The 26,261-nt window shown below is 65.1% G+C and carries 27 protein-coding genes and 1 tRNA gene; 15 read left to right on the top strand and 13 right to left on the bottom strand.

What is annotated here, in order from left to right:
- Positions 1-12 precede the first annotated feature (12 nt).
- Entirely contained in the window at positions 13-4,119 is a 4,107-nt protein-coding gene (locus NIBR502772_RS17660) for an AAA family ATPase (RefSeq protein WP_141141155.1), read from the top strand.
- Positions 4,120-4,138: 19 nt separating this feature from the next.
- Here NIBR502772_RS17660 and cpaB read toward each other — a convergent pair whose 3' ends face one another.
- From cpaB to NIBR502772_RS17645, 3 genes are all read right to left on the bottom strand, one after another.
- On the bottom strand, positions 4,139-4,885 hold the full coding sequence (gene cpaB, locus NIBR502772_RS17655) for a Flp pilus assembly protein CpaB (RefSeq protein ID WP_141141154.1): 747 nt from the start codon (positions 4,883-4,885) through the stop codon (positions 4,139-4,141).
- Between the two features lie 99 nt (positions 4,886-4,984).
- Positions 4,985-5,251 (bottom strand): FmdB family zinc ribbon protein, encoded by a 267-nt coding sequence (locus NIBR502772_RS17650; protein ID WP_141141153.1) that lies wholly within the window; start codon positions 5,249-5,251, stop codon positions 4,985-4,987.
- Between the two features lie 116 nt (positions 5,252-5,367).
- The gene (locus NIBR502772_RS17645) at positions 5,368-5,988 is read right to left on the bottom strand and encodes a 5-formyltetrahydrofolate cyclo-ligase (RefSeq protein ID WP_141141152.1); all 621 of its coding nucleotides are present in this window, start codon (positions 5,986-5,988) and stop codon (positions 5,368-5,370) included.
- A 107-nt stretch (positions 5,989-6,095) separates the two neighbouring features.
- On the opposite strand from NIBR502772_RS17645, the gene galU reads away from it, so the two are divergent.
- From galU to NIBR502772_RS17620, 5 genes are all read left to right on the top strand, one after another.
- Positions 6,096-7,001 carry a UTP--glucose-1-phosphate uridylyltransferase GalU gene (gene galU / locus NIBR502772_RS17640; protein ID WP_104062552.1) on the top strand — a complete coding sequence of 302 codons (906 nt, stop codon included), beginning with the start codon at positions 6,096-6,098 and terminating at the stop codon, positions 6,999-7,001.
- 5 nt (positions 7,002-7,006) lie between these two features.
- Positions 7,007-7,624, top strand: coding sequence for a GNAT family N-acetyltransferase (locus tag NIBR502772_RS17635; RefSeq protein ID WP_141141151.1), 618 nt, complete (start codon positions 7,007-7,009; stop codon positions 7,622-7,624).
- 148 nt (positions 7,625-7,772) lie between these two features.
- Positions 7,773-8,678, top strand: coding sequence for a hypothetical protein (locus NIBR502772_RS17630; protein WP_141142139.1), 906 nt, complete (start codon positions 7,773-7,775; stop codon positions 8,676-8,678).
- Positions 8,679-8,816: 138 nt separating this feature from the next.
- Positions 8,817-8,889, top strand: a tRNA-Ala gene (locus tag NIBR502772_RS17625).
- 823 nt (positions 8,890-9,712) lie between these two features.
- The gene (locus tag NIBR502772_RS17620; protein ID WP_141141150.1) at positions 9,713-10,216 is read left to right on the top strand and encodes a flavodoxin family protein; all 504 of its coding nucleotides are present in this window, start codon (positions 9,713-9,715) and stop codon (positions 10,214-10,216) included.
- Between the two features lie 3 nt (positions 10,217-10,219).
- Here NIBR502772_RS17620 and NIBR502772_RS17615 read toward each other — a convergent pair whose 3' ends face one another.
- Positions 10,220-11,479 (bottom strand): wax ester/triacylglycerol synthase domain-containing protein, encoded by a 1,260-nt coding sequence (locus NIBR502772_RS17615; protein ID WP_246848574.1) that lies wholly within the window; start codon positions 11,477-11,479, stop codon positions 10,220-10,222.
- Between the two features lie 239 nt (positions 11,480-11,718).
- On the bottom strand, positions 11,719-12,306 hold the full coding sequence (locus tag NIBR502772_RS17610; RefSeq protein WP_141141149.1) for a hypothetical protein: 588 nt from the start codon (positions 12,304-12,306) through the stop codon (positions 11,719-11,721).
- A gap of 419 nt (positions 12,307-12,725) precedes the next feature.
- On the opposite strand from NIBR502772_RS17610, the gene NIBR502772_RS17605 reads away from it, so the two are divergent.
- Positions 12,726-13,052 carry a hypothetical protein gene (locus NIBR502772_RS17605; RefSeq protein ID WP_141141148.1) on the top strand — a complete coding sequence of 109 codons (327 nt, stop codon included), beginning with the start codon at positions 12,726-12,728 and terminating at the stop codon, positions 13,050-13,052.
- Positions 13,053-13,135: 83 nt separating this feature from the next.
- Here the strand turns inward: NIBR502772_RS17605 and NIBR502772_RS17600 are convergent, their stop codons facing one another.
- Positions 13,136-14,113 carry a magnesium transporter gene (locus NIBR502772_RS17600; RefSeq protein WP_141141147.1) on the bottom strand — a complete coding sequence of 326 codons (978 nt, stop codon included), beginning with the start codon at positions 14,111-14,113 and terminating at the stop codon, positions 13,136-13,138.
- A 188-nt stretch (positions 14,114-14,301) separates the two neighbouring features.
- On the opposite strand from NIBR502772_RS17600, the gene NIBR502772_RS22490 reads away from it, so the two are divergent.
- From NIBR502772_RS22490 to NIBR502772_RS17580, 5 genes are all read left to right on the top strand, one after another.
- On the top strand, positions 14,302-14,466 hold the full coding sequence (locus NIBR502772_RS22490) for a hypothetical protein (protein WP_168223568.1): 165 nt from the start codon (positions 14,302-14,304) through the stop codon (positions 14,464-14,466).
- A 213-nt stretch (positions 14,467-14,679) separates the two neighbouring features.
- The gene (locus NIBR502772_RS17595) at positions 14,680-14,940 is read left to right on the top strand and encodes an SHOCT domain-containing protein (protein ID WP_210412316.1); all 261 of its coding nucleotides are present in this window, start codon (positions 14,680-14,682) and stop codon (positions 14,938-14,940) included.
- Positions 14,941-15,115: 175 nt separating this feature from the next.
- A complete protein-coding gene (locus tag NIBR502772_RS17590) occupies positions 15,116-17,653 on the top strand; it encodes a cation-translocating P-type ATPase (RefSeq protein WP_210412315.1) in 2,538 nt (845 codons plus the stop codon).
- A gap of 9 nt (positions 17,654-17,662) precedes the next feature.
- Positions 17,663-19,024: a phenylacetate--CoA ligase family protein gene (locus tag NIBR502772_RS17585; RefSeq protein WP_141141146.1), complete on the top strand. Its 1,362-nt coding sequence runs from the start codon at positions 17,663-17,665 to the stop codon at positions 19,022-19,024.
- Positions 19,025-19,071: 47 nt separating this feature from the next.
- A complete protein-coding gene (locus tag NIBR502772_RS17580; protein WP_141141145.1) occupies positions 19,072-19,536 on the top strand; it encodes a pyridoxamine 5'-phosphate oxidase family protein in 465 nt (154 codons plus the stop codon).
- A gap of 269 nt (positions 19,537-19,805) precedes the next feature.
- Here the strand turns inward: NIBR502772_RS17580 and NIBR502772_RS17575 are convergent, their stop codons facing one another.
- The 3 genes from NIBR502772_RS17575 to NIBR502772_RS17560 all read right to left on the bottom strand — a co-directional run bounded on the left by NIBR502772_RS17575 (position 19,806) and on the right by NIBR502772_RS17560 (position 21,730).
- The gene (locus NIBR502772_RS17575; protein ID WP_246848573.1) at positions 19,806-20,510 is read right to left on the bottom strand and encodes a potassium channel family protein; all 705 of its coding nucleotides are present in this window, start codon (positions 20,508-20,510) and stop codon (positions 19,806-19,808) included.
- A 242-nt stretch (positions 20,511-20,752) separates the two neighbouring features.
- Complete coding sequence (locus NIBR502772_RS23145; protein ID WP_168223567.1) at positions 20,753-20,917, bottom strand: hypothetical protein; 165 nt, start codon at positions 20,915-20,917, stop codon at positions 20,753-20,755.
- A gap of 342 nt (positions 20,918-21,259) precedes the next feature.
- A complete protein-coding gene (locus NIBR502772_RS17560) occupies positions 21,260-21,730 on the bottom strand; it encodes a pyridoxamine 5'-phosphate oxidase family protein (protein ID WP_141141143.1) in 471 nt (156 codons plus the stop codon).
- Positions 21,731-22,070: 340 nt separating this feature from the next.
- Between NIBR502772_RS17560 and NIBR502772_RS17555 the strand changes: the two genes are divergently transcribed.
- The 3 genes from NIBR502772_RS17555 (at position 22,071) to NIBR502772_RS17545 (ending at position 24,379) form a co-directional block, all read left to right on the top strand.
- Positions 22,071-22,331 carry an SHOCT domain-containing protein gene (locus NIBR502772_RS17555; protein ID WP_104062542.1) on the top strand — a complete coding sequence of 87 codons (261 nt, stop codon included), beginning with the start codon at positions 22,071-22,073 and terminating at the stop codon, positions 22,329-22,331.
- Complete coding sequence (locus NIBR502772_RS17550; protein WP_141141142.1) at positions 22,331-23,779, top strand: multicopper oxidase family protein; 1,449 nt, start codon at positions 22,331-22,333, stop codon at positions 23,777-23,779. The genes NIBR502772_RS17555 and NIBR502772_RS17550 overlap by 1 nt, the downstream gene beginning before the upstream one ends.
- A gap of 129 nt (positions 23,780-23,908) precedes the next feature.
- Positions 23,909-24,379, top strand: a complete 471-nt coding sequence (locus NIBR502772_RS17545; RefSeq protein WP_141141141.1) for a pyridoxamine 5'-phosphate oxidase family protein — start codon at positions 23,909-23,911, stop codon at positions 24,377-24,379.
- Between the two features lie 273 nt (positions 24,380-24,652).
- Here NIBR502772_RS17545 and NIBR502772_RS22865 read toward each other — a convergent pair whose 3' ends face one another.
- From NIBR502772_RS22865 to NIBR502772_RS17535, 4 genes are all read right to left on the bottom strand, one after another.
- Complete coding sequence (locus NIBR502772_RS22865; RefSeq protein WP_246848572.1) at positions 24,653-24,826, bottom strand: hypothetical protein; 174 nt, start codon at positions 24,824-24,826, stop codon at positions 24,653-24,655.
- Entirely contained in the window at positions 24,799-25,020 is a 222-nt protein-coding gene (locus NIBR502772_RS22860) for a hypothetical protein (RefSeq protein ID WP_246848824.1), read from the bottom strand. The genes NIBR502772_RS22865 and NIBR502772_RS22860 overlap by 28 nt, the downstream gene beginning before the upstream one ends.
- 49 nt (positions 25,021-25,069) lie before the next feature.
- Positions 25,070-25,366, bottom strand: coding sequence for a hypothetical protein (locus NIBR502772_RS22485; RefSeq protein ID WP_168223566.1), 297 nt, complete (start codon positions 25,364-25,366; stop codon positions 25,070-25,072).
- 91 nt (positions 25,367-25,457) lie between these two features.
- Positions 25,458-26,204, bottom strand: a complete 747-nt coding sequence (locus tag NIBR502772_RS17535; RefSeq protein WP_141141140.1) for a glucose 1-dehydrogenase — start codon at positions 26,202-26,204, stop codon at positions 25,458-25,460.
- Positions 26,205-26,261 lie beyond the last annotated feature (57 nt).

The following is a 26,261-nucleotide window of genomic DNA, read 5'->3' as shown; positions in this document are numbered from 1 at the left end:
ACGCTCGAAAGTATGCCGGTATGGTCCAGGGCGTCACGTGCAAACGCAGAAAAGAAGGCAGTAGTGTCAGTTGGTCAAGGCCACGCGGAGGGTTCTGAGGAGCTCGGAAAATGGCTGTCCGGGCTTAAACCCGTCACCGGGGCAGACACCATGCTGCGTTTCACCAAGACCCCCGAAGGTTCCATTGACCTGACCCATGCGCACCCGTCAGGTCTGGCCCAGCTCATGGCCGGCCGCCGCACACGGTTGTCCACACTCATCCGCGACCACCAGCAGTACGTCGTCGCGGCCCGGGCATCGCGGAACATCCGCTCGAAGATCTTCGAACTCGGTAATGACCGTGGCATAGATGCCGGATACCTTTCCGCAGGCACCGTTGTGTGGACCTCCGCTGTTGGCGGCAAACCCCAGCGGGTTTCCGCGCCGGTGATGCTCACCGCAATCTCGCTCACGGTCCGCCCGGGTGAGGACGACTACGAACTGCAGCTCACCGAGCAGGCCAACATCAACCCGGCCCTGGTCCGGCACCTGAAGACCATCCATGGCATTGTTTTTGACGTCAACGCCGTGACACGCCTCGCGTACAGCACCGCACGCTTCGATCCCCAGCCTGTCCTGGATAGGCTCGCAACCCTCATCCGGCCCATCCATGGCGCCGAAGCCCAGCACAATCTGCTGGTGTCCACGTTTGCGGACCTCTCCGGCAACCTGGACGATCCCTGGATCAACGAGGGCAACCCGCTGGTCGCCGCCCTGGCCAAGGCGGCCAGCGGTGAAGTCATTGATGTACCCGCGCCGGACCCGTCCCGCTTCCCGAGCGTGGACGCGCGCCACCCGGACGACGAACTCCTCCTCCTCGACGCCGATCCGGACCAGCAGTACGTCATTGATGCCGCCCGCGCAGGAGACTCGCTGGTGGTCAGCAGCCCGCCGGGCACGGGACAGACCCAGACGGCCATCAACACCATCGGTGCACTGGTGGACGCCGGGCGGTCGGTCCTGGTGGTGGGTGACCGCCGGGCCAGCCTGAATGAAGTATCGGCACAACTGGAATCGCTGGGACTTGAATCCATCCTGTTCCAGCTCTCCGGCACAGCCACACCACAGCAGCTCAAGGCCCAGCTGGTGCGGGCTATCGTACGGAACGAAAAGTCACTTGAACCGCAGCTGGGGAACCTCCACCGGACCCTCACCGAGCACCGGCACGCCCTGATGGACCACGTGGCGTCCCTGCATAACGTGCGCCAGCGCTGGGGCTGCTCGCCGTATCAGGCCATGCAGTCATTGGCCGAGCTGACCTCCATCCACCCCGCGCCCGCCACCACCGTGCGGCTCAAGCGCAGTGTGCTGGACAGCATCCGCGACCGCAACGAGCTCGCCGGCAGGCTTCGCCGCGCTGCCGAGCTTGGCAGCTTCAGCCGCGCCTCCACTACCAGCCCGTGGCACGGCGCCCGGCTGCTCACCCGCAAGGAGACCGAGGAGGCCCAGGAACTCGCCCGGTCAGTGGCCAAGAACCTGCCTGTCCTGCGCGACCGGATGAACAGCGTGGCCGAACACGCCGAAATCCGGCTTGGCACGTCCTTCTCGGAGTGGGGGGAGCAGCTCGAGCTCCTCATGGCTGTCCGCGAAAGCCTCGACAAGTTCACACCGGACATCTTCGACAGGCCGGTCAACGATCTCATCTCCGCCACGGCGTCCTCCGCCTGGCGCCGGGAGCGGAATGTCGACATGGCCTCGATGCAACGTTCCCGCCTGCGCCGCGTCGCGAAGGAGTACGTCCGTCCGGGCGTCCACATCACCGATCTCCACAGCTCGCTGGTGCTGGTGCAGGACCAGCGTGCCCTCTGGTCAGGCTACGCCACCTCGCAGCGCCATCCGGCTGTCCCCTCGGGCCTTGCCGAGATGAACGTGATGTACCGGTCCCTGGACCGGGAGCTGACCCAGTTGGGGGAAGCCCTCCGGTACACGCAGGCCGGCGGTTCGCTGGCCACGGCCCGCTATGAGGAACTCATGGAGCGGCTGGAGCGGCTCGTGGCCGACACCCACACGCTGAAAACGCTGCCCGAGCGCACCCTGCTTGTAGAAAACATGCGCGAGCACGGCCTGGGGGAGCTCCTCGCCGATCTTGCGGAGCGGGAGGTTCCCGCAGAGTCCGTCGCAGCCGAGCTTGAACTGGCCTGGTGGCAGTCCGCGCTGGAAGCGATGATCAGCGGGGATGATTACCTGGCCATGTCTGACGGGGACGCACTCCGGCAGCTTGAGGCCGAATACCGGCTCGCGGACAACGCCCATATTGCCAGCGGCGCGGCGCGCCTGCGCTGGGAACTGTCCGAACGGTGGCGTGCTGCGCTTGCGGAACACCCGCGCCAGGCCCAACTCCTCAGGAGCCTGCTCAAGGACGGCCGGGTTACCCTCGCCGCGCTGACGGCCCAGGCAGCCGAGCTGGTCCCCATGCTGGTGCCGGTCTGGTCGGTCAGCCCGTACCTCATGACCGGGCTCCTGCCGGCGGAACAGCGCTTCGACGCCGTGGTCATCCTGGACGCCGAAGCGACGTCGCTGCAGGCCGTCCTGCCCGCCATCGCCCGCGCCAGGCAGGTCATTGCTTTCGGTGATGCCAAGATTGCCAGCCCCCGGACGTTCACTGTGGGTGTTGAGCGGCTGGCCGCCGGTGAAGCGGCCCACCAGCGCGTCGAAAGCGCGTTCTCGGCGCTGTCTGCCATCCTGCCTGTCTGGCGGCTGAATTTTGTCTACCGCGCGGTTGACGAGGACCTGGTCCTGCAGCTGAGCAAGAACTCTTACGACGGCGCCCTCCGCAGGCTCCCCGAGGGACAGTCCGCCACGGGCTTGGACAGGGCGCTGCTGGTGGAGTACCTTCCCGACGGCACCGGACTGCCCAGTGCCGACCACGAAGGCGTCGAATCCGTTGTGGCCGAGGTTAACCGGGTGGTGCAGCTGGTCTTTGAGCACGCGCGGACACGGCCGCGTACATCGCTGGCAGTGGTCACCGCCAGCCTTCGCCATGCTGCCCGGATCGGTGAGTCCATCCGTCTTCAGCTCCCGAACCACCCGGGCCTGGCCAGCTTCTTCAGCGCAGGATCCGAGTCGTTCCGGGTGGTTGACCTTGAGCGGGCGCAGGGCCTGGTCCGTGACCACGTGATCTTCTCACCCGGTTTCGGCCGCACTCCGCACGGCCGGGCGCTGCACAATTTCGGACCCCTGTCCGCTGAGGGCGGGCGGGAAAAATTCGCTTTGGCGATGACACGTGCACGGCGTTCACTCCACGTCCTGACGTGTTTCCAGCCCGAAGACCTCGATCACACGCGGCTGTCCTACGGCGCGGTGGACTTCTACGAGCTCCTGAACCGTGAGATTGCGGGAAAGACCGATCTCGGAACTCCGGCCTCGCGTGCCGCCGCCAGTGAGCAGGCGCTTGGGGCCGATCCCCTCGTCGCCGATCTTGGTGACCGGCTGCGTGCCCGCGGTGCCCGCGTCTGGCACCAGTACGACGGCGTGATTGACGTGGTGGCCGCAGCAGACCCGCTCAGCACCATGGGGCAGGACGACGCCGAGATTCCGCGGCCGGTGGCCATCGAATCGGATGGCACGGAGCAATACCGCATCATGAGTGTCCGTGAGCGGAGCCGGCTCCGTCCGCAGCTGCTGGAACGGATGGGCTGGCGGTACATGCCGCTGTGGACCATCGAAGTCTTCACGGACCCGTCCGCCTGCGCGGACCGGATCGCGGGTTACCTGGGCCTTGAGAATATTCTGCCGCCCGGACGGGGCGCGGCTTCGGGCGGATTCTTTGACGAGGACGTGGACCCGCTCGCGCTTGCGAGCGAAGGAAACGACAGGAACGACGACCAGGCCGGACGCCTGGCCAGTGAGGAGGCGGTTGTTGTGACCCCACGGAACGCCGACCAGGCAGATACACACGGTAACGACCAGGCGGACGACGCACGAAACGGGAACGCGGCTGTGCCGGAGCGCCAGCTGCCTGGGACAGCTGGCATCCTGCCCAACAAGGCTGCGGAGGATGACCCGAAGCGCTGGGGCGATGGCCCCGACAACGATCACGACGCATGGCTGAAGGAAAACAAGCCGCCGCACTGGGGCTGACCTCCAGGCTGCAGCGGCGTCACCCGGCCCCGCCCTCGGGTCCCACCAGGACGAAAAACAGCTTGCCCTGAGTGGAGGCTCCCGCCAGCCGGGCAGCCTGCTCCGGGGCTGCTGCCACGACGATCAGCCCGTCGGTCTCGCCGGTGCCCAACCACTGACCCGTCTTGCCGCCTTGTCCTGACGTCCACAGGACGGGAACGGATGAAGCCAGCACCTCCGAGGGGGAATGCTGGTCGTAGCCGTTCGCCCCGGTCAGCACCACGTTGACCAGTTGCCCGGGCGATACGAGCTGGATGGAGGAGGGATCGGCCATCCTCAAGGGCACGGCTGCGGAGCCCGGTGGCGTTCCGGTCAGGAGGCCGGGACCCAGCAGCAGGGAGTCTGTCACCAGTTGGCCCTTCCGCAATGGGGCTGCCAGTTGCTTTCCCGCGGCGTCACCGGTGTCGGACATGGACCCGGCAGTGAGCATCCCCGGCGGGATTTTCGTGGCCGTCAGGTCCGTGGCTGTCAAGGCCGTGCCTGCGGGGAGATCCCGCGCCGCCGCCAACACCGAGACCGTATCGGCGGGCGGGGGAGTGAGCTGATGGACCGTGATCCCGGCAGCAAGGCAGAGCAGGAGCGCTATTGCGAGGCGCCGGTTCCGGCCCAGCCAGGACAACAGCCTGTGGCCACCCGCGCCCCGGGGTCGTGCTGACGGGAGCGGACGGCGGGCAGGGCGTCCCGGCGGGGCGGATCCACGGCTGGAACGAAAGAGGGTAGCGGGCATGGGAACCACGCTACGTTCCGGCAACCGAGCCCGACAGAAGCAAAGGTGGCTATGTGGAAAACCGTGCTGCCGACGTCGTACGTCTTTTTTGGCGGGAGGTCAGCTGGCGGCAGCGGCAACCGTGGCAGGTGCCGGCGCCGGTGCGGCCGCGGGGGCGGAGGGGGCAGCCGAAACGGTGCTTCCCTTGGCATCCCGGGAGTCGGTCCGGTAGAAACCGGAGCCCTTGAAGACCACGCCCACGCTGTTGAACTTCTTGCGCAAGGCGCCCTGGCACTCCGGGCATGAAGTCAGGGTGCTGTCGGTAAACGACTGGAAAACGTCGAAGGCGTGGCCGCAATCCTTGCAGGCGTAAGCATAAGTGGGCACTGGTGATCCTCCTCGGGGGCAAACGAGAGGTCCTGTGCTGCGCTGAGCGGAAACCGTCCATTAGCAGTCGTAGGGCCTGAGTGCCAATTCTATCACCCCCGGTAGGCAGCCTTCCGTCAGGCCGGGTCCGGCAGCCGGATCAAACCTGAGGGCGTGAGCGCGGCCGGAACCCTCCGGTCAAAGTCTTCGGCGGGAATGCTTCCGGCCGGGAGCAGTTCGGAATCGAAGACGATGGCCGCAAACGGGATCTCAAGGCCGTTCCCGGCGAGGGAGCCCAACAGGACGTCGTAGTAGCCGCCGCCCTGGCCTATGCGGTTGCCGTCCTTGTCCACGGCCGTAGCGGGGACGAAGAGTGCAGCAACGGAGGCCATGATGCCGAGGCCATGGCGCGGTCCGGCCGGTTCCAGCACGGGGGCGTAGCGGCTGCGGACAAACTCGACGCCGGGAGTCCAGTAGGTCCAGCTCAGCCGGCGGCCGGGCTCGCAGACAGGGAGCAGGACCCTGTGGCCATGCCGGTGGAGTTCGATGATCAGGGGCAGCGTGGGCGGCTCCGGGGCCACGCCCAGATAGGCGCAAAAGGTCGACGGCGTCCCACCGGTGAGCTGTTCAGCCCAAGCAGTGCCGTGGACCGCCAGGGCGGCGCCTACTGCGTCGCGTTGCGTGGGGTCCGTCGCGGCGCGGCGCGCACGATGCTGTGCGCGGATGTCCGCCTTGGCTTCACTGCTGCCTTGGGGCATGCCGCTCCTTCGTTGCCGTTCGGGTGGCCGTTGCAGCGTCTGCGCCGCGCTGGCTCAGGAGCCACCACCAATTACTGAATGGTCAGCCCCTCCGTTAGATTAGTCCAGTGACTACCACTCAGCAGACAGTACGCAAGGCCGTTATTCCAGCTGCCGGCCTCGGCACCAGGTTCCTGCCGGCCACAAAAGCCATGCCCAAGGAAATGCTCCCGGTGGTGGACAAGCCTGCCATCCAGTACGTGGTTGAAGAGGCTGTCAACGTTGGCCTTAACGACATCCTGATGATCACGGGACGCAATAAGCGTGCCCTGGAGGACCACTTCGACAGGGTTCCTTCGTTGGAGGACACGCTGGAAGCCAAGGGCGACCTGGCCAAACTTGAGTCCATCCAGGCAGCCAGCAACCTCGGTGACATCCACTACGTCCGCCAGGGTGACCCCAACGGCCTGGGCCACGCGGTACTGCGTGCAAAGCAGCACGTCGGCAACGAACCGTTTGCCGTCCTCCTCGGCGATGACCTGATCGATGCCCGGGACGAACTCCTCAGCACCATGATCGAAGTCCAGTCCAAGACCGGCGGATCCGTGGTGGCCCTCATCGAGGTGGAACCCTCCCAGATCAGTGCCTATGGTTGCGCCGATGTGCAGGAGATCGACGGTGAAGGCTACGTCAGGATCAACAAGCTCGTCGAAAAGCCCAGCGTGGATGAGGCGCCCTCAAACCTGGCAGTCATTGGCCGCTACGTGCTCCACCCGGCAGTTTTTGACGTGCTCGAGCACACCGGCCCGGGCCGGGGCGGGGAAATCCAGCTGACCGATGCCCTGCAGGAGCTGGCAGCCGGCGATGGTGATGGCTACGGGGTTTACGGCGTGGTCTTCCGCGGCCGCCGCTACGACACCGGTGACAAGCTCAGCTACCTCAAGGCCTGCGTCCAGCTCGCCATCGACAGCGACGACCTTGGCCCCGGGCTGCGGGAGTGGCTGCCGGGCTTCGCGGCCGGCCTCGCTAAATAACTGCCGTGCGCCCCGGATCCATCTGGCCCGTGACACTCGAATGCGGCGACCTGATCCTGCGCCCCATCCGGTACCGGGACAAGAAGGAATGGACCGAGGTCCGTGGGCGCAACAGCGAGTGGCTGGCGCCCTGGGAAGCATCCAACCCGGCACCAGGCGGTGCGCTGCCTGACTACCGGCAGATGGTGCGGTCCTTGAAAATCCAGGCCGCCCAGGGGACGGCCCTGCCGTTCCTCATCACTGAGCGCACACCCAGGTTGGCTGCCCCGGTCATTGTTGGCCAGCTGACCGTGTCCTCGATTGTGTGGGGTTCGGCCATGATGGCCACGCTGGGGTACTGGGTTGACCAGGCGCGCGCGGGTCACGGCATCGCACCCACGGCGGTGGCCATGGCTACAGACCATTGCTTCCAGACCCTCGGCCTGCACCGCATGGAGATCAACATCCGGCCCGAGAATGGCCCCAGCCTGCGCGTGGTTGAGAAGCTGGGATTCCGTGACGAAGGCTACCGTCCGCGCTTCCTTCACATCAACGGGGAGTGGGCGGACCACAGGACCTTCGCGCTGACCGCTGACGAGGTCCCGGAGGGGCTGCTCGCCCCATGGCTCGCGTCCCGGTCCTGACCCGCCGGACCTGAACCCTGCATGGGCACTTCCACGGTCATAAATCCAGTGAATTGCCACGTTGCCGGCGACACACCGTTGCTAATGCGGGGGCGGCTGCCCTAATGCTCATACGGTTTTGATTGTGGACTTCCCCCTAAGCAGCTCAGTGATCCTTGTGGTTGCCGTTGTGCTCTGGATCGTATGGGTTGCGCCCTACGTTCTGCGGAACCGCCGGCACCAGGCCCAGGCCGCTGGTGACTTCCTGGCGGAAGTACCAGCCATTGAATCATCGGACCCGAGAGCCGGGACGGTATTGAACATCGCCGCCCAGCAGGAGAAAGCCATGGAGATCAGGAAGAGCCCCGAAACCGCCACGGAAACGTCCGGCAACGCGACGACGCGCGGCGCGTTCCGGATCCGCTATGGCAGGACAGGGATCGCCCTCGTTGGTGTCCTGGCGTTGCTGACCGCGTTTGTTTCGGGTGTTCTCCTGCCGTTCGGAATCGGCAGCGCGCTGCCGCCGGTCACGGGCCTTGCCACCACCATTGCAGCCGTCTTCCTGCTGCGTTTCCTGGCTGTGCGTGACCGCAAAGCCAAAGTGAACGCAGCTTTCCGCTCAGCGATGAGCGCCCCCGCCCGGCGTCAGGGAGCGGCGGCCGCAGACACCGCAGTGCGTCCCGCCGCCCGGCCGGAAAACCGTCTCTTTGATGCCGAGGCCCACCAGGCCAAGCCGAAGCCAAAGCCCCTTACCGCGATGGAGCTCCGGGAAGCCGCACTGGCTGTTGCGGTAGCCGCCGGAGATGCCAGCGCCGCCGCCGCTTCGCTGGCGCCGGCCGTCACAACCTGGGAACCGGTGGACGTGCCAAAGCCGGTGTACGTTGAGGCCGCCAAGGCCGAGCGTCCGGCGCCCCAGCCGCTTGACCTTCCCGAGGCACCCAAAGCCGTCGGTAAACCGTCCCTGAAGCAGGGCGCTCCCGCAACCACGCCCGGCGCGCCCGCCGCCAAGCCCCTCACCAAGGCGCAGAGCGCCCTAAGCAACCTCGACGACGTCCTGCAGCGCCGCCGCGCCTGATACCCGACCGGGTTCGCCCGGAGCAGACCCAACCGCCCATTAGTCCGGGCGCGGAGTGTCAATTCGCAATGCGGGACGAAAATTTGTAGCCTAAGGTCACCGGTACCGCCGTTCCTTCCCGGGGACACGGACTGTTCCGGGGCTATAGCTCAGTTGGTAGAGCGCTTCGTTCGCATCGAAGAGGTCAGGAGTTCGAATCTCCTTAGCTCCACTGCAAAAGCCTTCTGACCTGCGGAAACGTTGGGTTGGAGGGCTTTTCTCTTGCCAGTTTTCGGGCCAACCACACGGAAACCACACGCTTTGGGAAGAGTTCCAGCGTTCACACGGACTTTCGTTCCGGATGAGGCGGTGGCTCTTTGCCAGACTCTTGGAGTGCCTCAGTGAGATCCGGCGATTCGGTTGCCGTTGCGATCTAATGCTTCTCCGTGACTGCGGTTCCGGAATGACTCAACTGGGCGGCAGCTTGTGTGGAACTGTATTCCTTGTCGATGAGAGTGGCAACGGATTTACCGAAGACATGCAGGGTTACCCATTCATAGGGGATCCAGCGCGGGAGTCCCGCCATTGCCTGCGGAAGTTATGTGGGCTGCGAACGGTTCCTGTGGAGGACGGGAACAACATGTCTTCGGGCCTGGGCTGCTCGGCTGCATGCCTGCGTCGGAGGGTTTGCGCGGCAAATGGAGGCACCTTCATGGTGGAGAAGCCGGCTCTGGTCTTCGGACGGTCTTGCCGGTAGGCGCCGCGGCCCTTTTCCATGACTACACTTCCGGAAATGGTGATAGTTGCCGGTTCTGCTCGAAGATCGATGTCCTGATGCGCGGGCCACGTCCGGGCCGGCGCCGAACAGCTTGTCCTCGATCTCGTCGATGTCGTTCCAGACCGGCGACGACGGGCTGGCATCTCTTCCGATCTCTCCGTTTCGCGATGTGGCATTGTCTGGTCGTGACCATACCGGACTCTGTGGAACGCGCCTTTCGGGGTGCGCCGTGGCGTGGGCGGCACTACACTGTCGGCAAAGGAGAGGGAGGAGCATCATGCGTGCAGTAGTAGTCTTCGAATCGCTCTGGGGAAACACGGAGCAGCTCGCGCGTGAGATCGCCGCCGGAATCGGTGGCGAACGCACTGACGTAGTGGACGCGGCGTCGGCGCCGAGCGCGCTGGACTCCGACGTTGATCTTCTCGTGGTCGGCGGACCGACCCACGCGTTCTCCATGTCGACCGGGTCGACACGCGAGTCGGCGAAGCAACAGGGTGCCGAGCACGTCCCGGCACGAGGCATCCGCGAGTGGATCGAAGCGCACACCTCGCCGGGTCGCGCAGTTCCCGTGGCGACGTTCGATACGCGGGTCGTCAGTCCTCGGCTCCCGGGGTCGGCGGCGAAGAAGGCGATGAAACGGCTTGTCGGGCTGGGATTCCGGCCGGTCGCGAAGCCCGAGACGTTCGGCGTGCACGGTTATGCAGGGCCGGTCGCCGACGGGGAACTGGAACGCGCGCGACGCTGGGGAGCGGAGCTCGCGAGACTCCTATCCCACCACTGAGGCTCACGCACCGAGGCGCGCCATCTCCTCGCCCATGGCGCGCGCGAACGCGGCGCCCGGCACATTCGTCGCGTCGAAGTGGATGCCGCAGAACAGGTTGCCGGTGTACGAGACAGCCGCGACACCGAACCGTACGTTGCCGGCGAGCACCCCAACCGGCCAGAGCGAGACGACCGGAGCCCCCGCGAGGCGGAAAGCGCCTTCGGGGCCCGGCACGTTGGTGACGATCCCGGCGACGAGATGCTGCCGCCGAGCAACGCGGTCCAGGATGCGCGCGCCGATCGGGCCGCGCATGAACTCGAGCGTGCCCTGGTCCCTCGCCCGGGCCTTCTCCTCGCGGGTCTGCGCGGCGATGAGCCGCAAGCGCTCACCGGGGTCGGGCTCGCGGAGCGGCAGCCCCACGAGCATGACCCCCACTTGGTTCCCCGCGGTCCCGCGTCGCCGCAGCGCCACCGGCACCGATACCATCAGCCGGGCGGGAATCGGCTCACCGGCTGCCGTCAGGGCGGCTCGGAAGCCGGACGCCGCAGCAGCGAGCAGGGCATCGTTCACCGTGGCACCCTGCGTGCGCACCGCTGTCTCGAGCGCCTCGATGTCGGTACGCAGAAAGACGACCCCGCGGTGCGCGCTGCGTTCACCCAGCAGCACCGTGGCGCCGATGTCACGACCCCGCAATGTCTTGCGGATGCGGTGCAGACCGACACGCAACCGACGCACGGTCTGCCACAGCGTTCGACTCGGCGCCTCCGTCAGCACCCGCACACGGCGTGCCATCGCCGGTGCCTCCCGCGGCTCCCCCGCATCGAAGAGCTGCTGCACGATCGCCACCGCCGCCATCCCGTCGGCGACCGCATGATGGATGCGCAGCACGACTCCGAGCTCTCCCGCCGTCGCACTCGGCACCACCAGGATCTCCCACAGCGGACGATCCAACCCGAGCGGCTGACTCATGAGCTCGGCGCATTTGTGCTCGAGACCCGCAAGACCATCGACGGGCTCCACGAGGCGGATGTGGTGCTCGAGGTCGGGCGCGGTGTCGATCCAGTGGTGTCGACGACCCACCAGGACAGCTCTTCTGCACAGCGCCGGCAGCGCCGCGATCCGCTCGCGGAGAGCCGCCCGCAGCTCGGCCATATCCGTGGTGCCATCCGGAGCCAGGAAACCGCCCGGCGCGAGCAGACCGGCGACGAGGAACACGTTGACCTGGCCGACGTGATCGAGCACCAGGTTCGCCTCGTCGACCGGGGCAAGCCTTTGCGTCACGGGGTGCATGTTACGACAATAGCCGTGAGATCCCCGGCCTGACATGCCACGAGCGACAGTCCGGACGCCGCAGCACTCTGTCGCTACGGGAATCGCCGTATCATCCACCTCGTCGTGGTCGGGGGAACCCGGCTGCTCGCTTTTGTGCTCCTGCTCCTCCGGCGCGCTTCGGCGGCGTTCTGGACCGCGGTTGCGGGCTTCGCGATGGGGGCTCTTCGACCGCGGGCACACGAGCGCGGCTATCGGCCGAAAAACGACCTGGCCATGGGGGCCGTCAGCGCAGCGATCGTGACAGCCATGAGGAAGCCAGCGAGGACGTAGAGTGCTGCGACGAGCGGGATCGGGCTCCCCTCGTCGATGAAGGGCGACGGCGCAGCCGTCCACAGGATCGCCACGAGCCAGGCGCCCATGTTGATCGGCACCCAGCGGAACGTGCCCGGCCGTCGCATGGCCAGCCACTGGGCGAACGGGATGCTGCCGAGAAGCACGAGCGCCCCGACAACCAGCAACGCGATGGTACCGAAGGAATCGATGCGGAGCCCGATCGTGTTCGGCAGCATGCCGAGCAGCCAGGCAACGGATGCCGCGACTGCCGTCGCGCCGAGCCACAAGCCCCTTCGCGGTCGGTTCTGTTCCATCGCGAGATACTGTCCGGTCGCCAGGGCCGCACCCTCGATCGCACCGGCTGCCACCACGAGGATCAGGCTCCACGGGGCCCCGATCCCCATGACGATCGTGAGGATCCCCGCGCCCGCAGTGACGGCGAACCCCGTCGCCTCGCCGATCGTCACCGCGACGATCCACCGAAGCGTGAATTTTGCGCGCATGGCAAGAGACTAACACCGGCGAACCTCAACGAGAGGCGCCGGGCGCGGCATCCACTCGCGCGCGCGATCACAGGGAACCCTCTGCACGGACTAGCTGGGCGTGCTCGGTAGGCTCGTGAGTGCGATTAGGATGCGCGCTGGCTCCCTTAGAGCGACGCAGCTCTGGGCCCGCGTTTTCGCCGGGTGGGTCCTGATCGTCACCGGCAGGCTCTTCGCCCTGTTGTGGTTGAGCGAACTAGTTCCAGCTACCCTTTCGGGGCAGGCACCGTCGAGCCTGGAAATAGCTGGGCTGACAATGAACCCCATCCATGTCATCGACCTGTCCGTGGTCCTGCCGGGCAGGATTATCATCGGGGTGCTCGCCCTGCGCGGGAACAAGAAGGGGTTGTTCTTGACCCTACCGGCACTGGTCTTCTCCATTGCTGATGGGATCGAGCTTCATCGCCGCGATGGTGCTGATCGTCGTGAGCGGGGACACGAGCGGCTTGGTTCCGATGGCGATGGTCGCCGTGGTTGTCGGCGCCAGCCTCGCAGCTGCCTCGCCTACCCGCGCCGGACTACTGGACTTCCTCGACCGACCGCAACACCTCGATAGGATGGGAACCGACGAGGGCCTGGCTTACGTCCACGTCGTTTCCCGAACGCCGCAAGATTTCGGCTATCCGGTCCGCGATCTGCGCGGTGGACCCCTTCCTGCTCGGATAACCGACGACACCACGCTTCCGGGCATCCAAAGAGGCGAGTAGCGGGGCCGGAACAGCATGAGTCCTGTGCGGACAGACCGCCCGGCAGAGCCGCCATGGCACGAGACGATCGCAGCGGCGGGACGTCACACCACGAGGGCTGAGGCGGTAGTGAGGTAGATCATCACGGTCAGGAGGTCCTGTGTCACCGTGGCGAGGGGCCCGGAGCCGAAGGCCGGGTCCTTGCCCAGTTTGCTGATCCCCCAGGGCAAAACCAGGGCAATGACGGTAGCGATCGAAGCGGCAGCCAGCAGTGAGAGCGCGACGGCCAACGCGACATGCCAGTCCCGCCAGATTGATCCCACAAGGAGCAGTGACACCCCTCCGAGGATCAGACCCAGAAGCGCACCGGTGGCGATCTCGCGCCCGACGATGCGCCGCACGCCTATCCCAAGCGAAAGGCCACGAATGACGAGCGCTTCCGTCTGCGTTCCGATCGCGTCGGCGAGATAGACCACGCCGGGGACGAAGAAAGCGATGAGGACATGCTCAGCCAGATCGGCTTCAAAGTTGCCCACGATCCCGGCCGCCAGCAACGCGCCGACGAGCCCAACACCCAGCCATGGGAGGCGATGCCAAAGGCGACGCAGCACCGGCTCCACCGTGGTCATCTGAGCAGGTGATGCAGATCGCAGGAATCCGCCCAGACGGACCAAGTCCTCGTCATGTTCTGTCAACAGCACCTCAAGAAGGGCGGTGGCGGGTACGAGACCGACGAACCGACCCTCGTCAATGACGGCGAGGGTGGGCTCGTTGTGGTGGACGGCTTTCCAAGCCGCCTGCTCCTGAACGGTTGAGGACGCGACAACGGGAGGGTTGGCGTCCATCAGCAGGCTAATCGGAGCGGTGGGTTGGGCGGCGAGCAGCCGCTCGATGGTGACCAGGCCGAGCAGCTGGTCACCATCGAGGACCGCGACCGCTGCAGCACTTTCGTAGTGTTGGCCACGCATGGCGTCCAGGACGTGGCTGGCCAGCTCGTCGCGTTGCGCGATAGGCACCCGGCGCGAAGCGTGTTGGGCTGCCGTGCGGAACTGACCGGACCTGGCAGGGTCGAGAACCGTCATCGGGCATCCTTCGACAGTTTGAGGCGCGATACTTGCGCAGGAGCCTGGAGCCACGCCTTGCCGCCGCCGTGAACATCGTACAGAACTTCCAGCCTATACCGCGGTTGCTTTCGCGCAATGTTTGTTGGCACGGACGCTGCTCGGGATCATCGCCGGATTCGTCGGCCTGCTAGTGGTCGGACTCAGCAGTGGCGCCGGTTCAGGTGCTTGGCTGGTCCTGCTCGCCGCTGGTACAGGCGATCAACTGGACCCCTCAGTTCATCACATTCATGCTCTTCCTCTCCCTCGTCGGGACGGCGGCAGCGTTCCTGGCCTGGTTCACGGAAGGCGTGCACCCCGCCTGGACCTCCTGACTGCCTGGACGCTGCTCGTGCCCGTCATTGGCATCGGCGTCTCCCTGTTCCTCCCCAGCGAGCTACCGCCACCGGCCTGGTCCTGGCCTCGCTCTGGCTTGTGCTCCGCCGACCGGCCAGGGCAAGAGGACCAAAGACTCTGACGCCGCAGACCGGGCGGGACGATAGTGAACCGCAGGGCACTGGTGCGTCCGGTGCAGGGAGGAAACAGCAATGATGTATTGGGACGGGAACATGGGTGTCTGGGGCTACATTCTGATGGGGGTGAGCTTCGTCCTGTTCTGGGGCGCCGTCATCACCGCCATCATCCTCTTCGCCCGCACCATGGGAGCCGGAGGCCGCCGGTACGAGGGCGGCGCCCCGGGACCGGGCATCGCGGAGAATCTGCTCGCCGAACGGTTTGCCCGCGGCGAAATCGACGAGAGCGAATACACTGCCCGCCTCACCGTGCTCCGCCGCGGCCGCGGAGCATGACCTGCCGGCCTGTCCGCCAGGTCCGGCCGAAGACCTTGACGTATACCCCCTAGGGGTATACGTTCGGGGTAACCGGAAATCGTCGTCGCGGGCGGGAGCCTCTACGCAGTGAAGGTCCGACAGCGGGTGAACCGCGCCGCTGTCCTCCTCAGATACCCCTGCGAAAGGACACACCATGACTGCCGGTCCGAAGCCCGCCGCGGGAGCAGTGAGCACGCCTCTGAAGAGCACTGTCGTGGAAGTGCGTGGCCTGCACTGGGCCACGTCCAAAGCAGTCGTGGAACACGTGCTGCTGCAGCGGCCAGGAGTCGCCGCTGTCGACGCGAACGCGGTCGCCCAGACCGCGACCGTGAGTTTTGACCCGGTCGTGACCTCCGTGGAGCAGATCTCCCGGTGGATCCGGGACTGCGGGTACCACTGCCGGGGCGAATCGGTCCCCGACCACGTCTGCTACCCCATGGACGAAACCATGCGCACCCCCAAGATGAAGCATGAGCCTGTGCATCCGGTGGAGCCTGATCACCAGGGAATGCACCCGGGACAGGCGCCGGAACCGGCGGAACCCCGTGCCGGGCATGCCCATCCGCCGGCGGACAGCCATGCCGGCCATGGCCCGGGAGGTCACGGCGAGATGCCCCGGACGCCGCAGGAGATGATGGGCCACGGCGGACACCATGCCGGAATGTCGATGGATGACATGGTCAAGGACATGCGCAACCGGTTCCTGGTCGCCGCGATCTTGTCGATCGGCGTGACGCTGTGGTCGCCGATGGGCCGGGACATGTTCGGTTTCACCGCCCCGACGCCGTTCGGGCTCCGCGATGATGTCCTGGCCCTGGCCCTGTCCCTGCCGGTCATCTTCTACTCGGCCTGGATCTTCTTCGACGGCGCCTACCGGGCGCTGAAGGCCCGCACCCTGGACATGATGGTCCTGGTCGCGATCGCCGTCGGCACCGGCTGGCTCTACAGCGTCTGGGTCACCCTCACCGGCGGTGGTGAGGTGTTCTACGAAGCCGCCACCGTCCTGGCCTCCTTCGTGCTGCTGGGCCACTGGTTTGAAATGCGCGCAAGGGGCGGAGCGAACGAAGCCATCCGTACGCTGCTCGAGCTTGCCCCTCCGGTCGCGGTGGTGATCCGCGACGGGGACACGGTCGAGATCCCCACCTCCGAGGTCCAGACGGGGGACCTGCTGCTGATCCGGCCGGGATCGAAAATCCCCGTTGACGGGGAGGTCGAGGACGGCCAGTCGGAGGTCGATGAGTCCATGGTCACGGGCGAGAGCCTTCCGGTGACCAAAACCATCGGTTCGGAGGTGATCGGCGCGTCCATCAACACCACCGGCACGATGCGGGTCCGGGCCACCAAGGTCGGAGCCGACACCGCCCTGGCCCAGATCGTCGCCCTCGTCCAGGAAGCCCAGAACTCCAAGGCACCGGGCCAGCGGCTGGCCGACAGGGCCGCGTTCTGGCTGGTCCTGGTCGCACTGATCGGAGGGACCGTGACGTTCGCCGCCTGGCTCGCCCTCGGCGCCGGCGTCCAGGCGGCCCTGCTGTTCGCCATCACCGTCGTCGTCATTACCTGCCCCGACGCGTTGGGGCTTGCCACGCCGACGGCCATCATGGTGGGCACCGGCCTCGGTGCTAAGCGCGGTGTCCTGTTCAAGAATGCCACCGCGCTGGAGGTCTCCGCCCGGATCGACACCGTCGTCATGGACAAGACGGGCACCCTGACCAAGGGCGAACCGGAAGTTACCGACGTCGTCGTTGAGGGCATCGATGAAAACGAGCTGCTGGCTCTGGTCGCCGCCGTGGAAAAGGAATCCGAACACCCTCTTGCCGCGGCAGTGGTCCGGCACGCCCAGGGACACGGCGCCACCGACCTGGCCGCCACCGACTTCCTGAACGTCCCCGGCCACGGGGCCGGCGCAACCGTGGAGGGACACCGGGTCCTGGTCGGCAACCGCAAGCTCATGTCCGACGAAGGCATCGACCTTGGTCCGCTTGCCGCGGTCCGCGACGAACTTGCAGGAACCGGACGGACCGCTGTGCTCGTCGCCGTCGACGGCCGCGCCGCTGCGGTGATCGCCATGGCGGACGCCGCCAGGGAAACCGCGCCGGCCGCCGTCGCTGCCCTGCACGAGGCCGGGATCGAAGTCGTCATGCTCACCGGAGACAACGAAGCCACCGCCCAAAGGATCGCAGGCCAGCTCGGCATCGACACCGTCATCGCCGAAGTGCTCCCGGGGGACAAATCAGCGAAGATCGCCGCACTGCAACAGGCGGGGAAGAAAGTCGCCATGGTCGGGGACGGTGTCAACGACGCCCCCGCCCTTGCCCAGGCCGACCTTGGCATCGCGATCGGCGCCGGCACCGACGTGGCCATCGAAACGGCCGACGTCGTGCTGATGCGCTCGGACCCGCTGGATGTGCCGATCGCCCTGCGGATCGGCAAAGGGACTTTGCGGAAGATGCGCCAGAACCTTGGCTGGGCCGTCGGATACAACGCGATAGCGCTGCCCATCGCAGCCGGGGTCTTCGCGTTCGCCGGGATTGTCCTCAGCCCGGAGATCGCGGCCCTGTCGATGTCAGGCTCCAGTTTCCTGGTCGCCGTCAACGCCCTGCTGCTCAAGAGGCTGCGGCTGCCCCGGCCCGAAACACCGGAGGCAAGCACGGCCCGCCCGGTCCGGCCGCTGGCCCCGGCCGGGACCCACTAGGCCCCCACTATGGACCTCCGCCTCATCTCCCGGGTGGTGTTCCTGCGGGCCGCGTGGCGGAGAAGGGATCACTGGGACGCCGCCCGGATCACCGCCCACCAGGACCATGCCCTGCAGGAGCTGCGCCGCGCAGCCTACGCCGGCTCGGAGTTCTACCGGCGCCACCACACAGGACTGCACGACGCGCCCTTGGATCAGTTGCCTCCTGTGACGAAGGCTGACCTGATGGCCCACTTCGACGAGGCAGTCACCACCCCGGACCTGCGGCGGGCGGATCTGGAGGCGCACCTGCGGTCACTGACCGAAAGCGGCGGAGACCCGGGAGTGCCATGGCAGGGCCGGTGGTGGGCTGCGGCGACGGCAGGAACCACGGGCCGGCGCGGGACCTTCATCTGGAACCGCTCCGAATGGGGCACCGTCCTGGCCTCCTATGCCCGGGCGAACGACTGGGCCGGGATCTCCGCAGGGCCGACCCGGCCACTGAAAATGGCACTGGTCAGCTCCCGCGTCCCCACCCACCAGTCCGCCGTCGTCGGAGCGTCCCTGCGCTCCCGGCTTGTCCCCACCCTCCGGCTGGACGTCACCGCACCCATGGAGGACACGGTCGCCGCGCTGAACCGGTTCCAACCCAGGATCCTGGTCGGCTACGCCTCAGCACTGAAACCTCTCGCCGCGGAGCAGCATGCCGGACGTCTGCACATCTCACCCCAGGGCGTGATGTCCGCCTCCGAAGTGCTCACCCCGCACACCGCAGCGGAACTCGAAGCGGCGTGGGGAAGCGCGCCCTTCGACGTTTACGCCGCCACCGAAACGGCCGGGATCGCCTCCCCCTGCACCTACCGGAACCGGCACGTCTACGAGGACCTGCTGATCATCGAACCGGTGGACCAGGACGGGAACCCCGTGCCGCCCGGCACTACTGGGGCGAGGCTCCTCGTGACCGTGCTGTTCTCCCGCACCCTGCCGCTAATCCGGTACGAAATGTCCGACTCCGTCAGACTGGGCGGACGAGGCTGCCCGTGCGGGCGCGCTTTCACTTTGCTGGGAGACATCGAAGGGCGGCTCGAAGACATTCTGAACCTGCCAGGCAGGCAAGGACCGGTCAGCATCCACCCGATCGTGTTCCACCACGTACTCGATGAAGCCGGCAGCGCGGGGTGGCAAGTCATTCAGGAGGCCTCGGGGCTCCGGGTCCTCCTGGCAGGCCTCGCTCCCGGGGCATCCATCGAGGGAGTCCGCGCCGCTGTCATCGGCGCGCTCAACGCGGCCGGCGTTGTGGAAACCCGGGTGGACGTGCAGCTGGCCGATCACCTCGAACGGACAGCCCTTGGTAAAGCGCCGTTCGTACGAGGGCTTGCCGCACCGCACTAGGACGTAAGCCCCTAACCGGGGTCTGCCATCAGGGGTACCATCTCGCCATGGAAAAGGCTGGCAAGAATGCGGTTGAGCGTCTCGGCCCGGAAGCCTGCTGGGATCTCTTGCGGTCGGACACTGTTGGTCGGCTCGCAGTCGTCGTCCAGCGCCGTCCGGACATCTTCCCGATTAATTACGTTGTCGACGGGGAGACTTTGGTCTTCAGGTCAGCGGTCGGCAGCAAGTTTTGGGCGGGTCTAGACGTTGAATCCGCGTTAGAAGTTGACGGGTATAAACCGCGGACGCAGATGGCGTGGAGCGTGGTGGCCCAAGGAAAAATCCGGATCGTTCTTGACCCTCTCGAAAAGAAGGCTGCAGACACTCTGGGTCTGCAGCCTTGGGAGCCAGGGGAAAAGAACATATACATGCGCGTGATTCCCGAATCCATAACAGGACGCCTGTTCCATACCGTAAAGCCTGACATCTGGAAGATTTCCGAGGTTGATCGGCGTAGGTCCGCCTTCGAATAGGTGGGTGATCCCTGGCGACCGAAACGTCGCAGGACCATCCATTGCAGCGCGGGGATTGAGAGCAAGAGAACGCTTCCGAGGACGATGACCAACGGCAGCATAAGCGGTCATTAAGGTCCATGCCGCCCCTACTGCGGGGCCAGCATTCCGATGGACCAGGCGATGGCAGCTCCCGTTGCCCAACCCTATACGACAATGGCCGGAGCCCCAGCGCTAGCCATATTTCGGACCCGAGCACATGCGACGTCAGTCTGGGCAACGCTGGGAGGCTATTTTGTGTTCGGTTCGCGGGGCTGACGGTGCCGGTGGTGCAGTGCGTAGCTGTCAAACACGGCCGAGGACGTCGTCCCTGGATGACCGAATTTGCCGCGAAGTACTGCGGCGAGATCTTCCAGGGCTGCATCCAACATCCGTCCGGCAAATCGGAGTTCCTTGTTTTCACTGGCTTGGGCTTCGGACGCGAGTTGCTGTGCGTAAGTGACGGTGGCCGGCAAGGAACCCCTCTGCTCGACTTCGTGGAAGTAATAGGTTTCATGGAATGAGAGCAAATCTATGCTGACCGAAGCCACGTTCCCGGCCAGTGATTCGAGCAGCCCGGCAGCATGCCGTGGATCCAGTGAAGATGCGCCCTCAGGACCGGCCGCTTCCCTGAACAGGTTCAGGCGGTGGGCAAGAGCCCGGCGACGGCTAAGAGCCGGGTAGGTTTGCAGGATCCAGGAGACCGTGGCCGTGAGCAACCCGAACCCGGTAACGGCCTGGGATGCCGCCACCAGCCTGAGCAGAGGATGGCCTGCCACTATTTCGCCGTACCCAACGGTGGATAGAGTGACCATGGAGATGTAGACCGCTTCGACGAAGTCACCCCGTTGCGGCACACCGCTTTCGTAAACGAATCCGTCCGGCAAATGTGGCAGGTAGAGCAGAGCCCAGCCCATGACGGCCAGCCCTGCCCAGGCGCCAATAACAGCGGCCATTGCCAAGGGAGCCGCGATCGTGGAAGCGCGCCCTCTCAATCTGGAGAGAAGCCAGAATCCGCGCATTATTGTCCTGCAGACCGGGCCGGACCCGTGCGGGTAAAGGAGTGTATGGAAGACGTCTGCAACCATTAGCAGAATCAGCACGGCTCCCAACACCGTCCAGAGCGCATCCTCGAAGTCCATGCCTTATCTTATGGTCGGGAGAACCCTATGAGTGTTGCCTCTGTAGCCTGCGGTCGTCATCGCCCTTGCGAGCCCTTTCGAAGGTGGGAAAACGCTTGGGAAAACCCGGAGCTAAAGACCTCCAGATCGGGGATGGCGCCGGTGTTGGCGACGATGACCATGTTCAGCTGGCCTGAGTAAGAAAGGGCGCGGATACCAGGGGATATTGTCTTGCGCCACACCGACAGCTGGTACTCGGGCTCTACTCACGCCCGAGCCGGACGCATAGAATCACGGCCATGGGCACTTCACAGCCGGGACCGAAAGCCGAAGTTTTACCGTGGAGGACTGCTGGAAATATCTGGCGTCCTCCTACATCGGCAGGCTGGCAGAAATCAATGACCAGTGCCGATATCAATAGCACGACGAACAGAATCGCGGCAATTCCGGCGGAAAGATAAAGACCACGCCATGAGTGACCCGTTCATCATGCCAAGTATTGGCCGAAGCGCTGGGCTGCTGCCGCTCATCCATGACGTGCCCGCCGGGGTGTGCGTTCTTCCGGGCCTGGGAATACTGGTTCGTTATTCACTGGCCGTGGGTTTGGTCCCTTGAATGGGCGTCCACCACGTGTTGGGGGCCGCGACGCTAAACCGGCGCCCGGAGATTGAATCGGGCATTACCCGTACGAAGTGGTCTTTCTTTCCTGCTTGCCAGGGAAACAGCGGCAGGGAGAACGTGTCGAGAACATCCTTTGTTTTTGTCAGAAGTTCTGCCTTGCCGCGGATCACAACGCTCCAAGCCACTCCTGTTTCCGGATTAACCCCATCGGCTTCCATAGCTACGGGATAATCACCCAAGGCGCCTTCAAGCTTCGTCCCCGAGTCTGTCCGGAAGACTATCGTGCCGTGGTCGGTCGTGTAGTTAATGGGAAAAATATCGGGGCCGTCTCCGACCCATACCGCCAGGCGGCCCACAGATACCAGCCGCAATAGACTCCAGCACTCGTGGACAGCCAACCGCTCGGTCGTAGTTTCACTCGGCTTGTTCTCCATATGCCGATCCTAGGCACAAGTGCTTCCAATGCACAGAGCCTGGGTTCTCCTCCCTGGCGGGCGGAGGACCTGGGTCAACTGCCTTATCCGTACTGTGTGTATGCTCGGCCGCCTGAACATCTCCGAGGAGAGGACGGAAAAGAGCTCCGCCAACAAGGCCCTCCGTCTTCTGGATCTCCTGGCCTAGCTCCGTGTAATGGCGCTATTGGTCCGGCCGTCGACGGCAGCGACGGCGATGAGGAACCAGTAACGGGCGGTCCAGGCCTTCGGGCTCTGGCGGAGGGCCGGCATCGGGTTCAGAATCGGAATAGTAACTGGCTCAGTCCGAAAGGTGCCGGTCATGATGTGGGGTTACGGGAACATGGGCTGGATATGGCTCTGGGGTTTTCTCATGCTCGCGGGGACCGCGGTATTGGTTCTGCTTGCCGTCCGGATGTTTGGCAGCGGTAACGGATATGGCCAGAGCGGCCGGCAGGGGCCGGGCGGGCCCCCACCGGGAAGGAGCAGGGCGCGCCAGATCCTGGATGAACGCTTCGCGAAGGGAGAGCTGACCGCGGAGCAGTACCGCGCCCAGCTCCGGGTGCTGGGTGAGGGGCCGTAGTGCAGCCCATCAGCCGGCGCAACGCTCTGCTGCTGGGCGGACTTGGCGTAGCGGGCACCGTCGTGGGCGGGGCAGGCCTGTTCTGGACACTGACATCCCGGCCCGCCCCCGTCACGGGAGGTGAGCTGACCCAGCCACCGGATCTGCGCAGCGAAGGCGGCCGGCTGGACGTCCGTCTCGTCGCGGGGCCGGGGCGCATACCGCTCGCAGGGCTGCAGGCCTTGGCCCTTGCCTATAACGAGCTGATCCCGGGCCCAACTCTTCGTTTGCGGCCGGGAGATGTCCTGAACGTCCGGCTTGTCAACAACCTGGATCGGCCAACAAACCTGCATGTGCACGGGCTCCATGTCTCCCCGCAGGGCAACGGCGACAATGTCTTCGTGTCCGTGGATCCCGGCAGAACCTTTGACTACGAGTACAGGCTTCCTGCCGAGCACCCGCCGGGCGTGTACTGGTACCACCCGCACCGTCACGGCATGGTCGCCGATCAGATTTTCGCCGGCCTCTTCGGAGCGATCATCGTGGAGGACCCCCAGCCCATTGCGGCCAGCCGGGAACGGGTGCTGCTGGTGTCCGATATCACCTTGGACGGACTGGGCAACATCCCGCCGGTCTCAGAGATGGAACGGATGATGGGCCGCCAGGGCGAATTCATCCTCGTCAACGGTCAAAGCAACCCGCAGGTCAGCGTCCGCCCAGGAGAGCGCGAAAGGGGGCGGATCGTCAATGCGTGCGTGTCCCGCTATCTCCGGCTGCGGCTCGATGGTCAGCAGTTGCAGCTCCTGGGCATCGACTCCGGCCGCTTCCAGAAGCCGGTAGACGTGGAAGAGCTGCTGCTGACACCGGGAAACCGGGCAGACCTACTGGTCACCACGGCCGCCGGTGACTCTTTCCTGCGCGCGACTTACTACGACCGCGGTACCATGCCGGGGATGATGGGTAGTGGCGGACCCGGCGGGCCGCGTCCGGAGGATCCAAACCGAGTCGCCTTGGCGACACTGCACGTAGCCGGCGAACCCATTGAACCCTTGAATGCCGTGGCCGCCCGGGCGGAACCGGATGACCTGAGATCCTCCCCCGCGGCAGCCCACAGGCAGCTGACTCTCGGCACGGGAATGGGCATGATGCGCTTCACCATCAACGGAGGGGAGTTCAACGAGGCCAGAACAGACACAACCGTTGCGGCCGGCAGCGTAGAGGAATGGACGCTGGTCAACACCAGTCCCATGGATCACCCGTTCCACCTCCATGTGTGGCCGATGCAGCTCATCGAGGAAAACGGTCAGCTCCTGGATTCCGTTGTTCGACGGGACGTGGTCAACGTCCCGTCGAACGGGCAGGTGAAGGTCAGGGTGGCTTTCGAGGACTTCAGGGGCCGTTCCGTATACCACTGCCACATCCTCGACCACGAAGACCAGGGAATGATGGGCGTCATCGAAGTTCGTTGAGCAGCTTCACGGTCGCTTTCGGCCCACATCAATGCCTGAGCGGACTCATTCTGCGACGGTTTTCTTACGGGCGGCTCTTGGGTCTTTGGGCCTTGTTTGGGCAGAGCAACCCCCCCGTAGGATCTCCACATGACCGACAAGAAGATAGTGCCTGAGCCAGAGATTCTCGATCCGGACGATTGTTGGAGGCTGCTGGGACAAACGCCCGTGGGACGGCTCGCGGTCATCGTCGATGGCCATCCCGACGTCTTCCCGGTGAACTTCACGATCGACAACCGGACACTCGTCTTCCGCACGGGCAGCGGAACAAAGCAGCAGGCGATTGAAGCCGACGCCGTCGTTGCTTTGGAGGCGGACGCGGTGAGCGCCGAATTCGGCTTGGCCTGGAGCGTTGTGGTCAAAGGTCGGGCTGAGGAGACAACGCCCACTGGTCCGGCCATGGACGAAATCCGCCGCGCACTTTTCCCCTGGCAGGGGGTTGGACAAGACCATCTGATCCGGATCGTTCCCCAATCGGTAACAGGCAGGCGCTTCAGCGTCACCACGTCCATGTTGTGGCGCACGTCCGTGGACGAGGCCACCCGCGCGGGACTTGAGTAATACAGAGAACGCCAGGGGCTGCTGAACCTGAATAGCTTAGGCGGTTCGAACTAAAGTTGCGCCCCGATCAGATCGTTCACGGTGGGCTTGCGGTCGGTGAACCTGGGTCCGGTGGGCTCGGCCCTCACCCTTCGGCGTCTAAGCCTTATCATTCCGCAGTTAACGGCAGCACGTTTCTGGTGAGCAACTCTGCTGGGTTCTATCCGCCTGTCCGTGTTGATTGTGCCGGGGGCAGGCTTGGGACATTAGGCCATGGAGGAACAGGACTTTTCGCTACGCACCCGCTTTCGCCAGGCGGGACAGCCTGCCTGCCATCGGCGTAATGCCGATTCCGGCGCTGGCGAGCACCACGGGACGGTCGGTGTACTCCATGACCACGTCGCCAAACGGTGCGGAGAGAACCACCTCGTCTCCGACGTTCACGGAGTCGTGGAGGAGGTTGGACATCTCTCCGTCGGGCCGGGCGTCCGGACCCGCTTGACGGCGAACTGCCGGTGGCGGCCGTCGTCGGCTTTGGTGAGGCTGTACTGGCGGGGCTCGTGGACGCCGTCGGGCATCTTCATCTTGATGGTCACGTACTGGCCCGGCAGTGAAGGCTTGACGTCACGTTCGTCCGTGCGCTCAACTCTGAAGGTGGCCACATCGGGACAGAGGTCGGGGTGAAGCTGAAGAGCATCCTCAGACAGCCGGTCAGAACCCTCGAACACGGAGCAGGAACTCCTGCCGCGTCAGAAGCGCTCCGGCTGTTCGCCCAGGTTGAAGTACCTCCCCCCTGACACGCGACGGTTTGATTTCCACGTAGAAGTCTTCGAGCGTCGGGACCCACGTCTTGAGGTTCAGCGCCTCAGCGGCGGCAATATCCGTGCTGTGCTCAAGGACCCTGGCTGTCCCTTTGACAACGGAAGCCCTCGACATGTCGCTTACTGGGCGGGTGTCGCTGAATTGAGGGAGGCATTCGAAGCTACCGGTGGCGGCGAATGCGGCCATACGCGTGCAACCGATGGTGACGGACACACCTGGGAGAGCTGCCGCTTGTGAAGGCATATTGAGACAGGGGAGATATCGGCTGCCGCGTGGACTAGCCTTCCTCGCGCGGGGTTACCGTCCCTGCTGTGTCACCACCGTCGATGACGAATTCGGCTCCGGTAACGAACGACGATTCGTTCGAGGACAAGTAAAGGACGAGGTCCGCAACTTCCCCGGGATGGCCTATTCGGTTAAGCGCTACATGGCTCATGTCAAACGTCATGCCGGCCGTCATCGGAGTGGAGATAACACCGGGATGGACTGAGTTCACCCTGATGCCGTGGTGCCCCAAGTCGAGCGCAGCACTCTTCGTGAGTCCGCGCACGCCGAACTTCGAGGCCGTGTATCCCGGGATCTGCTCATATCCCCGCATGCCGGCAATCGAGGAAATGTTGATAATGGCCCCACCCGTGGACAGCTTAAGTGCCGGTATGGCCGCCTTGATCCCGTTGAAGGTGCCGGTCAGGTTGACGGCGATGACGGTGTTCCATTGCTCCAGGGTGTAGTCCTCAATCGAGGCGAAGTTCACGATGCCTGCATTGTTCACCAGAATGTGAAGACCTCCGAACGTCTCGACGGCGGTCGTAACTGCGGCCTCCCAGTCCTTCGGACTGGTCACATCGAGGTGAACGTAGAGGACGCCCGAGCCCATCCGCTCCGCGGCTTCCTTTCCCTCGTCGTCCAGAACGTCGCCTATAACGACCTTCGCGCCTTCACCGTGCAACCTTGAGGCCACAGCGGCGCCGATGCCGCGTGCGCCCCCGCTGATCAGGGCTACTTTGTCAATGACGCGTTCCATGTGATGTTCCTTCCTTGGCGGCGGCGGATAGTGGTGACTTTGGTTTGCAACACTGTT

Origin of the sequence: Pseudarthrobacter sp. NIBRBAC000502772, from assembly GCF_006517235.1 — a bacterium.
Taxonomy (GTDB): domain Bacteria; phylum Actinomycetota; class Actinomycetes; order Actinomycetales; family Micrococcaceae; genus Arthrobacter.
This window is presented reverse-complemented; position numbering and strand designations above follow the sequence as displayed.